Annotated in this window: 10 protein-coding genes; 7 read left to right on the forward strand and 3 right to left on the reverse strand. The window is 73.9% G+C overall.

The features are described from left to right. The first annotated feature begins 18 nt into the window (after positions 1-18). The 5 genes from SROS_RS13670 to SROS_RS13690 all read left to right on the forward strand — a co-directional run bounded on the left by SROS_RS13670 (position 19) and on the right by SROS_RS13690 (position 6,307). Positions 19-1,662, forward strand: coding sequence for a hypothetical protein (locus SROS_RS13670; RefSeq protein ID WP_043651977.1), 1,644 nt, complete (start codon positions 19-21; stop codon positions 1,660-1,662). 39 nt (positions 1,663-1,701) lie between these two features. Beyond that, the gene (locus tag SROS_RS13675; protein WP_012889526.1) at positions 1,702-3,084 is read left to right on the forward strand and encodes a hypothetical protein; all 1,383 of its coding nucleotides are present in this window, start codon (positions 1,702-1,704) and stop codon (positions 3,082-3,084) included. A 186-nt stretch (positions 3,085-3,270) separates the two neighbouring features. After that, complete coding sequence (def, locus tag SROS_RS13680; RefSeq protein WP_012889527.1) at positions 3,271-3,819, forward strand: peptide deformylase; 549 nt, start codon at positions 3,271-3,273, stop codon at positions 3,817-3,819. A 5-nt stretch (positions 3,820-3,824) separates the two neighbouring features. Next, entirely contained in the window at positions 3,825-4,754 is a 930-nt protein-coding gene (gene fmt, locus SROS_RS13685) for a methionyl-tRNA formyltransferase (protein WP_012889528.1), read from the forward strand. Positions 4,755-4,759: 5 nt separating this feature from the next. Further along, the gene (locus SROS_RS13690) at positions 4,760-6,307 is read left to right on the forward strand and encodes an RsmB/NOP family class I SAM-dependent RNA methyltransferase (RefSeq protein ID WP_012889529.1); all 1,548 of its coding nucleotides are present in this window, start codon (positions 4,760-4,762) and stop codon (positions 6,305-6,307) included. On the opposite strand, the gene SROS_RS13695 is transcribed toward SROS_RS13690, so the two are convergent. The 3 genes from SROS_RS13695 to SROS_RS13705 are packed head-to-tail and all read right to left on the reverse strand — an operon-like array spanning position 6,293 to position 11,369. Beyond that, positions 6,293-8,857, reverse strand: a complete 2,565-nt coding sequence (locus tag SROS_RS13695; protein ID WP_012889530.1) for an outer membrane protein assembly factor BamB family protein — start codon at positions 8,855-8,857, stop codon at positions 6,293-6,295. The two genes, SROS_RS13690 and SROS_RS13695, sit on opposite strands and share 15 nt — an antisense overlap. Continuing rightward, on the reverse strand, positions 8,851-9,663 hold the full coding sequence (locus tag SROS_RS13700; RefSeq protein WP_012889531.1) for a hypothetical protein: 813 nt from the start codon (positions 9,661-9,663) through the stop codon (positions 8,851-8,853). Before SROS_RS13700 ends, SROS_RS13695 begins: the two co-directional genes overlap by 7 nt. Next, positions 9,660-11,369, reverse strand: a complete 1,710-nt coding sequence (locus tag SROS_RS13705) for an outer membrane protein assembly factor BamB family protein (protein ID WP_012889532.1) — start codon at positions 11,367-11,369, stop codon at positions 9,660-9,662. The genes SROS_RS13700 and SROS_RS13705 overlap by 4 nt, the downstream gene beginning before the upstream one ends. A gap of 326 nt (positions 11,370-11,695) precedes the next feature. Between SROS_RS13705 and rpe the strand changes: the two genes are divergently transcribed. Both rpe and SROS_RS13715 read left to right on the forward strand, forming a co-directional pair. Continuing rightward, positions 11,696-12,352 (forward strand): ribulose-phosphate 3-epimerase, encoded by a 657-nt coding sequence (rpe, locus tag SROS_RS13710; protein ID WP_012889533.1) that lies wholly within the window; start codon positions 11,696-11,698, stop codon positions 12,350-12,352. Between the two features lie 187 nt (positions 12,353-12,539). Continuing rightward, positions 12,540-13,367: an oxygenase MpaB family protein gene (locus tag SROS_RS13715; RefSeq protein ID WP_043651980.1), complete on the forward strand. Its 828-nt coding sequence runs from the start codon at positions 12,540-12,542 to the stop codon at positions 13,365-13,367. Positions 13,368-13,618: the final 251 nt, after the last annotated feature.

Here is a 13,618-nt window from a genome sequence, read left to right on the forward strand (position 1 = left end):
AGCCGTTAATTTTCCCCTGTGTCGATCGAATGGGTAAATCAGGCCGTAGACGATCTACGTGCGTGGGGGCGCGCGTGCGGCCTGGACGTTGACGTGGACGAGGTGCGGCTGCTCTGCGACTACGCGAGCGATTATCTGGACGTGAACGAGCTGGGTGATTTCACCCCGGTCACTTTCGAGGAACTGCTGCTCAACATCTATCCGCGCAAGGTCATCGCCCCGCCGGAAAGTGCCCCCGAGACCGTTGCCGCCGCCCGCACCCTGGTCGACTTCCTGCTCGCGACCGAGGAGATCGGCGGCAAGATGGCCGCCCGCATGCGGGCCCTCCTGGACCGCATCGAGCCCGAGATGCCGATCGCGCTGGCCGACACCTCGAAGTTCGGCATGGCCAAGAGCCTGTTCAGCGCGATGGGCGCCGACTCGCTGGAGGAGGGCGACGTCTCGGTGTCGGCGGCGGAGGAGCCCGCCGCCGAGTTCTGCGACTGCCCGGGATGCTCCCCCCTGCCCCCGGCACGGCTGGCCCCCCGCGAGATGCTCGCCGAGAGCGCCCTGCGGGTGCCCCTGGTCACCGACGCCCGGCGGCTGGTCCAGTGGATGCTGGCCGGAGGCCGCACGCCGACGGTCAAGGGACGCCTGCGGGTCCGCGACGCGGCCGAGGCGACCGCCCAGCTCGCGGTGGCCGCCCCCGGCCTCCTGTGGGAGCTGGCGGTGCACACCGGCCTGGTCGAGGTCGAGGGCACCGCCATCTTCGACGGCGAGGACTTCGACCCGCTCGACACGTGGGCCGCGGTGGTGGAGTTCCTCGTGGAGAAGGAGACCGGCGGGGCCGTGACCGGCGACCTCTCCCTCGACGAGGAGCTCTACGGCCTGTGTGACATGCTCTACCGGCTGCAGGCGCCGGTGCCGATCCCCCTCGTCATGGAGTACCTCGAGGAGATCGGGCTGCTCGACGACGGGGAGGTCGACGTCGCCGAGGCCGTGCGCGGGCTGGCCTACTGCGGGATCGCCGAGCGGAGCGAGGAGACCCTGGAGCTGACCGCGCTGGCCGTCTGGGGCCTGCGGGAGCACTACACCGACCTGGGCATCGAGGCGCCCGAGGCGGCCGACCTGACCGCCGCCGACGCTCCCGAGCTCATCGAGGGGCTGCTGTCCGGGATGCCCACCGAGATGGCCGAGGCCGACATCGAGGGCTGGCTGCGGAGCAGGACCCCGCAGCAGGCCGCCACCGAGCTGCTGGGCGCCGCCTCCGGCGCGCCGTCGGTCGTCCGGGGCATCGCCGTCACGATCGTGGACCGGCTCGGCCCGGACGCCGAGCCCGCGGTCCGCCGCTTCCTCGACGAGACCGAGCTCCGCCCGCACGCCATCCACTGGCTCTCCACGCGGGGCCTGGCCGCCCCGGCGCTCTCCCAGGAGGAGGTGCTCTGGATGAGCGTGGACATGCTCGCCCTGGCCATCTCCGCCGCCGAGGACGACCCGGAGACGTTCGCCGAGAACATGGCCGCATCCGGCCCGCCGGCCCATGTGATCGAGGAGATGTGGCGGGTGGACCATCCTGAGGTCGTCGAGGTCCTTGAGCTGCTGGGCCGCTCCCTGAACGACCAGAACGTGGCCAAGGCCGCCCGCAAGGCCGCCTTCAAAGCACGGTCGCGGGCTATCGGTTAGCCGTACACCCGTGTGGCTCCAGTGCAGTAAGTTTCACGGGTGGCAAAGAGCGGGAACACCGGCAACGTCTTCGATCTCGGCGAACTGCGCAGGCTGGTCGACGAGCTGGGATCGGGGTCCCGTGAGGCACGCGCGGCCGTGCTCGACGCGACCTCTCCCGACGACAAGGACTGCGACTGCGCGGGCTGCGGCACCGAGGTGCTGAGCTTCCCGCCGGTCGTGCTCTCCGCCGACGACGAGCTCGCGGCCGCCGTGCTCCGCGTCCCCCTGGTGCTGGACGCCCAGCGGCTGGCGGCGTGGACCGGCACCCGCGAGGTGACCCCCGAGGGCCTGCTGCCCGACCCGTTCCTGCCCTGCGCCGAGCTCGGAGTGCCCAACCCCGCGCGGCTGCACCTGCTCTGGGTGGTCGCGGTCAACACCGGCATGGTCCGCATCTCCCGGGGCGTGGCGACGGCCGGCCCGCTGGCGCTCTCCGCCGAGCTGCCCTCCGCGGCGCTGCTGGGGTTCTGGGACGGCGTGGTCATGGACGTCCTGGACCGCGCGGACGACAGCCTGACCGGGTCCTCGGTGGTGGACGACCACCTCGCCGAGATGCTCGCCACGATGTACGCCGTGAGCGACGGCCTGTCTCCCGCCACCCTGGTCAAGGGCATCCTCCAGTCGCACGAGGTGGCCTGCGAGGCCCGTCCCGCCGAGATGCGGGCGCTGGCCGTCGCGCTCCCGGGCGAGCTGCAGGGCGCTCTCTCGCTGCTGGGCTACTGCGGGCTCATCGAGCTGTCCGGGGCGGGCTGGCCCCGGCTGACCCCGCTGGGCATGTGGGCGGTCCGCCAGGACCTGCTGCGCGAGGGCCACGACGCGCCCACCGGGGCCGAGGTCGCGGTCTTCGCCGACCTCGGCGCGGCCGAGCTGGTCGAGGCGATCATGAAGCGCTCCGCCGCCCCCAGCGCCGTCACCGTGTGGCTGGAGTCCCGCTCCCCGGAGGCCGCCGCCCGCGAGCTGGTCAAGATCGCCGCATCCGGTACGGCCGGCCAGCGCGGCACCGTGGGCACGATCCTGGAGGAGCTCGGCCCCGAGGCCGAGGTCCCGCTGCGGGAGGCCCTCAGCGAGCCCGCCATGTGGCGCTACGCCGCCTCCTGGCTGCACATCCGCGACCTGCCGGCACCCGCCCTGACGCCCGCCGACAGCACCTGGATCGCGGTCGACACGCTCGCCTCGCTGATCCACCTCGGCAACGCCCCCGAGGTGATGTGCGAGTTCGACATGCTCGAACCCGGTGAGGACCTGGTCCGCGTCGTCGAGGAGATGACCTCGGTCGACCATCCCGACACGATCGCCGTGCTGGACCTGCTGGGCGCCCACCACAGCGACGCGGCGGTGGGCAAGGCCGCGCGGAAGGCGGCCATGAAGGCACGTTCGCGCTGAGGCCCGTTCCGCAAGGGGATCGCCGGGGCCGGCCGGGGCGGGGAGCCCGGTGCCGCCGGCGCGGCGGCGTGGCCGCCGGACGGCAGGGGACCACGCCGGTGAGCCGTGTGCGAGCGGAAGATCCGAGGGACACTCCCCACGGCCCTTAGACTGTGGGAATCCCCGAAAAGTGTGAGGAGAGCCCTGTTGGCCATTCAGTCGATCCGCCTTTTCGGCGACCCTGTGCTGCGCACCCCCGCGGAGCCGGTGAAGGACTTCGACAAGGAGCTGCGCAAGCTCGTCAAGGACCTGACCGACACGATGATGGACGCCCCCGGGGCCGGCCTCGCCGCGCCGCAGATCGGGGTCGGGCTCCGGGTCTTCACCTACTACGTGGACGAGCAGCTCGGGCATCTGATCAATCCCAACCTCGACCTCTCCGAGGAGAAGGACGAGGAGGGCGAGGAGGGCTGCCTGTCCTTCCCCGGCCTGTCCTTCCCCACGCCCCGGGCGATCCGGGCCGTGGCGAAGGGCCTCAACATGCACGGCGAGCCCGTCACCCTTGAGGGCACCGACCTGATGGCCCGCTGCTTCCAGCACGAGACCGACCACCTGGACGGGGTGCTGTTCATCGACCGGATGGACCTCAAGCAGCGCAAGCTCGCCATGAAGGAGATCCGCGAGGCCGAGTGGAGCGGTCTGTCGGCCCCCGCGTTCAAGTTCTCCCCGCACGCCACCCACGGGAAGGCTCTGTAACAACCTTGCGCCTGGTCTTCGCCGGAACCCCGGACACCGCCCTGCCCTCGCTGCGGGCCCTGCTCGACTCGCCGCGCCATGACGTCGTCGCCGTCGTCACCCGGCCGGACGCCCAGTCGGGCCGGGGCCGCAAGGTCCACCCGAGCCCCGTCGCCGAGCTGGCGGAGGAGGCGGGCATCGAGGTCCTCAGGCCGCCGAAGGCGGGAGACCCCGACTTCCTGGAGCGGCTCCGGCGGATCGACCCGGACTGCTGCCCGGTGGTGGCCTACGGAGCCCTCCTGCCGCAGTCCGCCCTGGACATCCCGCGTCACGGCTGGGTCAACCTGCACTTCTCGCTGCTGCCCGCCTGGCGCGGCGCCGCCCCGGTGCAGCACGCCGTGCTGCACGGCGACCAGATCACCGGCGCGGCCACCTTCCGGATCGTCAGGGAGCTGGACGCCGGCCCGGTCTACGGTGTGGTCACCGAGGAGGTCCGGCCCGCCGACAGCAGCGGCGACCTGCTCGCCCGGCTCGCCGAGTCCGGCGCCGGACTGCTGGTGGCGACCCTGGACGGGATCGAGGACGGCAAGCTGGAGGCCGTGCCCCAGCCCGCCGAAGGAGTGAGCCTCGCACCGAAGATCGGCGTGGACGACGCCAGGGTCGACTGGTCCGCGCCCGCCATGCGGGTGGACCGCCTCATCCGCGCCTGCACGCCCGCGCCGGGCGCGTGGACGGAGTTCCGCGGCCAGCGGGTCAAGCTCGGCCCGGTACGGCCGGCGCCCGACGCTCCGGCCCTGGACCCCGGGCGGATCGCGGCGTCCAAGAACTCCGTCCTGGTCGGCACGGCCACCCACCCGGTCGAGCTGGGTGAGGTGCAGCCGCAGGGCAAGCGCCTGATGGGCGCGGGGGAGTGGGCCCGCGGTGTGCGGCCCGCAGACGAAGATCGGCTGGGCTAGGGATCATGAGTAATCGGGGGAACGGCGGAGACGCTCCGCGCGGTGGCGGGCGTGGGTCCGGAGGCCGTTCACGCGGCGGCCAGACGGGCGGCGCGCCCGGCGGCCGGGGCTCCGGCGGCGGCAGGAGCGGCGGCAAGGGCGGCCGTCCGCCCAAGCCGGTCCGCGACGAGGCCCGCAACGCCGCCTACGACCTGCTGCGCGCCGTGGACGAGCGGGACGCCTACGCCAACCTCCTGATGCCCGCGCTGCTGCGCGAGCGCCGCCTGTCCGGGCGGGACGCGGGCCTGGCCACCGAGCTGGCCTACGGCACGCTGCGCGGCCTCGGCACCTACGACGAGGTCATCGCCGCGTGCAGCGACCGGGCCCCCGAGGACCTGGACCCGCCGCTGCTCGACGCCATCCGCCTGGGCGTGCACCAGCTGCTCAAGACCCGGGTCCCCCCGCACGCCGCGGTGGGCACGACCGTCGACCTGGTACGGCTGCGGGTGGGCACCGGCGCGTCGAAATACGCCAACGCCGTGCTGCGCAAGGTCGCCGGCCGTTCCCTGGAGCAGTGGCTGCCGATCGTGGCCCCCGACGCTGGTGAGGACCCGGTCGGCTACCTGGCCGTGGCGCACAGCCATCCCCGGTGGATCGTCACCGCGATGCGCGACGCCGTGGGCGGCGACTTCGACGAGACCGCCGCCCTGCTGGCCGCCGACAACGAGCGGCCCCGTGTCACCCTGGTCGCCCGGCCCGGCCGCGCGTCGGTCGACGAGCTTCTCGCCTCCGGTGCCCAGCGGGCCGAATACTCCCCCTACGCGGCCTACCTGACCGAGGGCGACCCCGGTTCCATCCGCGCCGTGGCCGAGGCGCGCGCCGCCGTGCAGGACGAGGCCAGCCAGCTCGTCGCCCTGGCGCTGACCCGCGTCCCGGTGGCCGGTGGCGACACCCGCTGGCTCGACCTGTGCGCGGGCCCCGGCGGCAAGGCCGGGCTCCTGGACGCCATCGCCGTCCACGGCGGCGGAGCCGGCCTCCCGGACGGCGCGTCCGGCGGGTCTCCCGGCCCCGTCGGTTTCCCCGGAGGGGCCAACCTCCTGGCCGCCGAGCTCCAGTACCACCGCGCCCGCCTGGTCCGGCAGACCACCCGCGAGGCCGCGGTGATCACCGCCGACGGCACGGCCCCCGCCTGGCGTCCGGGGGTCTTCGACCGGGTCATGGTCGACGCCCCCTGCACCGGCCTGGGCGCCCTGCGCCGCCGCCCGGAGGCCCGATGGCGGCGCGATCCCCGCAGCCTCCCGGATCTGGGCAGGCTCCAGCGCGAGCTGCTCACCTCGGCCCTGGAGGCCGTCCGCCCCGGGGGAGTCGTCGCCTACGTCACCTGCTCGCCCCACCTGGCCGAGACCGCCACCGTGGTCGGCGACGTCCTACGCGGCCGTGACGACGTGGAGACGCTCGACGCCCGTGCCTACCTCCCGGAGGTGGCCGGCCTGGGCGAGGGCCCCCACGCCCAGTTCTGGCCCCACCGCCACGGCACCGACGGGATGTTCCTGGCACTGCTACGCCGGCGCTGACCCTCCCGGGCGGCGGGCGAAGAACAGCCTGAGGTCGCCGTCCCGGCCGTCGGAGGATCGCGCGATGTCCGCGACCGGGCCGCGGAGCAGGTCGACGACCGTGATCGAGAGGGAGGCGCCGGTCCGGCGCCTGAGCACGAAGGCGTCGTCGTCGTACCAGGAGACAAGATGGCCGACGGCCTGGTCGACCTGGGCGATCAGCGCGCCGGATCCGGCGTCGTGGACGCAGACGTCGGTGGTCCGCCCGGGACAGACCACCGCGTAACGGTTGCGGGAGGGGGAGTACCAATCGTCGAGCCCGCTCATGCGGCCGGGGGCCGCGGGACCCTCCACCGGCCTGCCCCGGAGGTCGAAACGGCCGACGGTCCGGAGGTCGGCCTCCCCGTCGGCGCCGTACGTCCCGTCCCCCGCGAAGTCGATCGCGAGTTCCGTGGCGACGCCGGTGCCGTCGCGGTTCCACTGGTAGTGGCTGCCGCCGGCGCGCGGGTCGCCGACGCGCACGAACCCGGTGGTGCCGTCGCGGGGTGAGTGCACGACGAACCCGACCGACACCTTGTCGTCCCCGTCCTCGTCCTCGTCCGCCCTCTCCCACACGGTGAGGAGCAGGTCGCCTCCCGGAGACCAGACGGGGTCCCCCAGCCAGCGCGGATGCTCGAAGCCGGGCAGCTTCCCGACCTTTCCGGTGGTCCGGTCGAGCACGTAGGCGTAGTCCCGGCCCTTGATGTAGTCCGGGCTGACCCCGGCCGCCCAGCGGCCGCCGGGGGAGAACGCGGTGAACGGGTGCCGCGCAGGCGCGGGCCGTCCCGTCCCGGGATCGATCAGGACGGTCGTGTTCCCGTTCCGGTATCCGGCCAGGACCGCCGAGGGGCCGGTGGGGACGGCCATGGCCTCCGCGGTGGCCGGGAGCGGCACCGGAAGGGAGGGCGGGGGCGCGGCGACCTCCTCGCCCGGCCCCCGCGACGCCGTCGTGACGGGCAGCAGGCTCGCGACCTTCCGGGCCAGGGCGGGCAGCTCCGCCACGACGGGCAGGTACGCCGACCGCACATCGATGATCGTCCGGCCGGACAGGAAGATCAGTATCTCCGAGCGCGGGCCGGCGGAGAAGGCCGCGTCCGCGACGTCGGGGACCGTGATCCCGCCGCCGGCCTCCCGTATCCTCGCGAACAGAAGAGCGGCGGAGGCCCGGTCCGGCGCCTGCCACCGGACGCGGAGGGTGAGACGGTGCCCCTCGGCACTCGTCGCCTGGCACGTCACCGGATTCCACAGACGCGTCAGCCTGCTCGCCGGGCGCAGCCGCCGCAGCACCTCACAGGCATCGGGCCACCGTGTCCTGTCCGCCCCGGGCGGGGTCTCCCCCCACGGGTCCGGAGAGGCCGAGCGGAAGGCGGTGACCCGGAACCGGGGGGCACGCGACGGCGGCGCGATCTGCTGCACGGTGAAGACCCGGTTCCCGGCCCTCGCGAAGGGCAGGCCGAAATCGGGGAGCCTGAACTCCCTGGTGGTCCCCGTGGCCGGGTCGACGGCGTGCACGCGGGCCGGGGCGCCGTCCCGCACGGGCCTGGGGACGGCGAAGTAGATCCCGCCGCTCGTCCAGCCACTCTGGTAGGGGGCCTCCGGCTGGCCCAGCGCCCGGGGCGTGGGCAGGGCGCGGCGCCAGAGCGGAGTGAGGCCGGGCAGGGAGACGGCCTCCAGCACCCCTCCGCTCCCGGTCTCGTGTGACAGCAGCATGCGCCCGCCGGCGCGCTGCGCCGTACAGCCGTTCCAGCAGCCGTCGAGGCGGGTGAGGAGCCTGCCGTCCCGGTCGTCGAAGACGGACAGGGCGTTGCGGTGGTGGACCGTGACCGTTCCCTGATCGAGGGTGAGGCGGGTGGCGGTCGCGGTGATCGGCGTGCTCCACCGGCGGGTCCCGGTCACGGTGTCCAGGGCGAGGAGGTGGGATCGGCGGCCGCACCGGTAGAGCACCACGGCACCGCGCCCGTCGGAGGCCGACTCCTCGATGGCGCGGCCGGCGTCCGCGCAGCGCAGCGGCACCGTCCACAGGTCGGCGCCGGTGCCGGCGGCCGTCCCCACCAGCGTGAACGGCGCGCGTCGGGTGACGACCACGCCGGTCGGGGCGGCGCCGCCGTACGGCGCGCGCCAGATGCCCGCGGCGGCGAGCCCGGTCCTGCGCCACAGCACCCGGCCGGTCCTGGCGGACAGCCCGATGACGCTGTGCGTGGGCTCGGTCCGGTCCGGCCGCGCCATGTCGACGACCAGCGCCGGCAGGGGGGCCGCCCAGCCGGAGATCCAGCCGCCGGTGGTCCGGTGGCTCCAGCGTTCGGCCCCGGTCGCGGCGTCGCGGGCCGTCAGCAGGTCACCGGTCCGCATCACGACCGCGTCGCCGACCAGAGCCTGGCCGGAGCCCTGCGGGGCCTCGGGCAGCTCCACCCGCCAGTCTTCGGCGAAGCCGGTGATCCGGGGGACGGAGGGACGCGAGGAGGGCCAGGGGGCGACGGCGACGAGCAGCAGGAGCGCGGCGCCCCAGCGGGCGGCCCGGCCGGCTGTCAGCATGTCTTCTCCCCGGTGACGCGCCGGTAGTCGTTGGAGAACGGGGGAGGGGAGTAGTACTCCCGGTATCTCCTCGCCTCGCCGGTCAGCCGGAACTCCTCTCCGGCCGGATCCCTGACGTAGACGTGCCGGACCTCGGGCGAGTCGCCGTAGAGGTAGTCCACCTGGACGTCCCACAGGTAGTACCGCTTCGCGGCGGTGGCGGAGATCTCGACGGTGGCCCTCTCCCCTTCCACCAGGTCGAGGTTCTTCTTCAGGAAGCCCCCCTTGCGTCCCTTGCCGGGGCGCAGGTCGTCGAGGTTGGCGGCGACCTCGTAGACGGGCGCGTCTCCCTGCGCGGGGAAGAACATGCAGGCGCCGTTCCAGGAGGGGGCGGTCTGGAGGATGCGCGGGCGGACGTCGAGGATCCGGATCGTCTCGCGCCGGGTGCTTCTCAGCACGACGGTGACGGTCATGCCGTGCGTCCGGGCGGCCTTCTCCCGCCGGAGCAGGTCGAGGACGTCCTTGTCCCGGCTGCCGGGCGGCAGCAGGGTCCGTCCCGGGCCGAGGGGGAGCGGCCGCCGGAACGCCACGGTCTCTCCGACCCTGACCTCCTCCGCGTAGGCCGTCGTGATGAGGTGCGGCTGTCCCCTGAGGTCGGCCCACCGGTCGAGCAGCCAGGGCCAGGCGCCGAGGATCACCGTGCTCACCAGCGTCGCCAGCGCCCCGGCCACGGCCGTCACGATCCACCTGCGTGCCCGGATGATCCTTCCCGGCTCCGCCCCGCCGTCGCTCTCCTGCGTCGGCGGCGGAGCCGTCCCGGTCGTCATCGGCCGCCTCCCCAGGGTCCTGTGCGCAGGTTCTCCGCCACCGCCGTCACCGACCGCCTGGTCAGGGCCGGGTCTCCGAGCGCCTCGACGGTCACGAGGATCGGCCCGGCCCGGATCAGCGCCGCGTCGGTGAGGGTGTCGTCGAGGAAGAGCGCCTCGTCGGCGACGGACGCGATCCATCCGGAGGGCTCCCTCAGCCCCTTGTTCCCCGTCGCCTCTCTGGCCTCTCCGACGGACGGGTGCACCCAGAGGATCGACACCTTCACCACGGGGCCCGGTCCGGAGGACGCCGGCCTGAGCTCGCACGTGACGGAGCCCGGCAGGGAGAGCTCGGCGGGGGCCGGACGCCCGGCGCGGATCCCCGGTCCGCCGGGGAGCAGCGCGCACGCGTCCGGCCACGCCGACACCGGGACGCCGCCGCGGGCCGCCCAGCTCGGATCGCCGGGACCGGGCAGGAGCCGGAAGGCCGTCAGGACGGGCTTCTCGCCGGCCCCGGAGAGGGCGTAGAAGAGGCTCCCGTACCGGTCCACCACCACGGTTGCGCCGTCGTCGTCCGTCATCGGGTCGGCCGTGGTGAGGACGGTCCGGCCGGTCGCGGGGTCCAGGAGGTCCAGGACCAGGTGTTCCAGGGGAGGGGGGAGCCTGTGCTCCATGTAGAGCCGGTCGCCCGCGGTCTGGAGCCCGTAGCCGGAGGAGCCCTCGAACGTGCGCGTCCAGACGTGCCGTCCTGTCCTGCGGTCGGTCATCTCGACCACGGTCGCCGTGTCGTCCTCCGTGTCGTCGCCGCCGCCTCGGGCGACCACCACCGCGTCGCCCAGGACCTTCAGGTGGCAGCGGCCCTCGCAGATGTCGGCCGCCGCGTAGTCGTAGAGGACCGTGCCCTCGGCGGAGACGAGCGTGAGGGAGTGGGGGGTCTGCAGGGCCGTGACACCATCCCGGAGGGAGAGGTCCGTCACGTCCCGGTCGGTGACCGGCCAGTCCCAGCGGAGCTCGCCGTCGCCGGAGGCCAGTCCCAGCAGGTGGGTACGGCCGCCGCAGCGCATGAGCATGACGGCGACCTGGTCGTCCGCCGCCTCGTGGACGTCCGGGTCGTCGTCGGACTCCTCCGGGACGGGCAGGGCCTTGCACTCCCCGGGCAGCGCCGTCTCCCAGGCGACGCCGCCGTCGGCCAGGTCGAGCGCCCTGATGCTCCGGAGGGCGGGGAGGCTGACGAGGGCGTGCCGGGCCGTCATCCCGATGAGGGAGAAGTAGGGGCGCCAGGGACCGTCCGAGGGGAATCCGGAGACCGCCGTCCAGAGGGAGACGCCGCTGCGCGCGTCCAGAACGGTGAGGAGGGAGTAGGTCTCCTCCTGGCTCTCGACCCGCTTCTCGGAGAGCACGAAGCGGCCGCCCGCCCATATGAGGCCGGGATCCTCGAGGGAGGAGACCCAGCGCGTGGCCCCGGTGCGCGCGTCCAGGCCCAGGAGCCGCCGCTCCTGCTCGACGAGGGCGACGTCCCCGGTCAGGAGCAGGCCGGTCTCGGGGTCGACGGGCGTCTGCCAGACCTTGACGGACCTGCCCTGGGCCTCCAGCGAGGCCGCGGAGGGGACGGGCACGTGGAAGGACGGCGGTGAGAGCGGCCGGGCACCGCCCAGCACGGCGAGGAGCGACGCGAGGACGATCGCCCGCCAGGCGATCGCGGACCGGCGGGACGCGCGAGAGGCCATGGACACATCCTGTGCGCAGAGTGGTTAGCCCCGTTGTAACAAGGAGACACAGCCCGGGTACGCCCTGTTGCCTCTCCGTTGGATAACGATCCCGCGCCGGTCGATCCGCCCGGCTGTCCGGCAGGGGGAGCGACCGTCGACGAGACGTGGGACCACTCCGGTTCGACGCCCGGCTGGGGGAGTGCGGTGGTCAGATCGGGCTCCGTCCCGCCGGTGGGTCCGCGCCGGGCGGGGCTGTCTCGTCCGGGGCGGCCCGGGGTGGGGTGGCCCGGGGCGGCCCGTCGATGACGGGCGGCCGGGGGCCGCGCAATAGACTCGGCCGCATCATGGCCGTACAGATCTCGCCCAGCATCCTGTCCGCCGACTTCGCCCGCCTCGCCGAGGCGGCCGCGGCGGTCCCCAACGCCGACTGGCTGCATGTGGATGTCATGGACAACCACTTCGTGCCCAACCTGACACTCGGTCTGCCGGTCGTCGAGTCCCTGCTCAGGGCCACCTCGACGCCGCTCGACTGCCATCTCATGATCGAGGACCCGGACCGCTGGGCCCCGGCGTACGCCGAGGCCGGGGCGGGCAGCGTGACCATCCACGCCGAGGCCTCCAAGGCCCCGGTCCGCACCCTGCGCCAGATCCGCGCCGCAGGAGCCCGCTCCGGCTTCGCGCTGAACCCGGCCACCCCGGTCGAGCCGTACGAAGACCTGCTGGGCGAGATCGACATGCTGCTGCTGATGACCGTCGAGCCCGGGTTCGGCGGGCAGAAGTTCCTCGACGTGGTGCTGCCCAAGATCCGCCGGGCCCGCGCCCTGATCGACAAGCACGGGGGCCAGGTCTGGCTCCAGGTGGACGGCGGTGTGTCGGACCAGACCATCGAGCGCTGCGCCGAAGCCGGTGCCGACGTGTTCGTGGCGGGCAACGCCGTCTACGGTGCCGAAGACCCGGCCCGCGCGGTGGACGCCCTGCGGGCCCGCGCAGAGAAGGCCTGAGCCCCGCCCGGACCTCCCGCCGCGGCCGTACCCCGCCCGGGGTGCGGCCGCGCTCAAGTGAACGCGCCGCGAGACCGGGGCGACAGTACCCCGGATCCGCCACGGCGCCGTCCCGGTGATGTCATGGTTGTGGCAGGAGTCACTCCGGCCGGATGGGGTAAGCACTCACTTGCAAGGGAGGTGGTCCATGGATCACGGACTGTTCGGGCCGGGCTCGGTGACCTGGCGGGTGATGGGAGAGCCGATCCTGCTGGTCGGGGGGTTCAGGGCACTGCTGATGCAGGGGCTGCACCCCCGGGCCATGCGCGGGGTGGCGCAGAACTCCGCGCTCATGGACCCGTCCGAGGCGTGGTCCCGGTTCCTGCGCACCACCGAGTTCGTCCGCGTGCGCACCTACGGCACGAGCGCCGAGGTCGCCGAGGCGGGCGCCCGGGTCAGGAAGATCCACTCCCGGCTCACCGCGCTCGACCCCGACACCGGTGAGCGGTTCCGTCTCGACGACCCCGGCGCGCTGCTGTGGGTCCACGTCGGCGAGGTCGACTCCTACCTGTCGGTCGCCCGCCGGGCGGGGGTGCGCCTGAGCGACGAGGACGCCGACCGGTTCGTGGACGAGTGGCGCCGCGCCGCGGAGGTCGTCGGCCTCCGCCCGGACGACGTGCCCGGCTCGGTCGGCGAGATGCGCGACTACGTCCAGGGCGCCCGTCCCGGCCTCTACTTCGCCCCCGAGGTGCCCCACCCGCTGCGCCAGTCGTTCAGCCAGTCCCTGGGCGCGCCGCTCCCCACCTATCTCCTCCCGCTCAAGCCGGTCATCCCGATGCTCACCGTGCTGGCCTTCGCGACCCTGCCGCGCTGGGCCCGGAGGCTGTACGGCCTGCCCGCCACGCCGCTCGGCGACCTGTGGGCGACGGCCACGTTGAAGGGCCTGCACGCCGGGATCGGGCTGGTGCCCGCCCCGGTCAGATACGCCCCGGACGCCCGCAGGGCGCGGCGGGTGACGGCCGAGCGGGCCGCGTAGCCGGGCAGGCGGCCTGCTTCCCCTGACGGCCGCCTCCTCCGGTCGCGCGGAGGACGGCCCGGCCGCCGCCCGGTCCGGCCGGTGCCGGCGGGAGGGGTGCTCCGGGCTGTTCCCGTTGCCCGGAGAGGGCTGCCTGAACAGGGTGGAGAGGGCTGCCTGAACAGGCCGGAGAGGGCTGCCTGAACAGGGGGCGGGGCGCTGGGCCGGGGGCTTCGGGCACTACTGACGTGCCCGCCCGCCACTGAATGCTC

Origin of the sequence: Streptosporangium roseum DSM 43021 (genome assembly GCF_000024865.1) — a bacterium.
Classification (GTDB): domain Bacteria; phylum Actinomycetota; class Actinomycetes; order Streptosporangiales; family Streptosporangiaceae; genus Streptosporangium; species Streptosporangium roseum.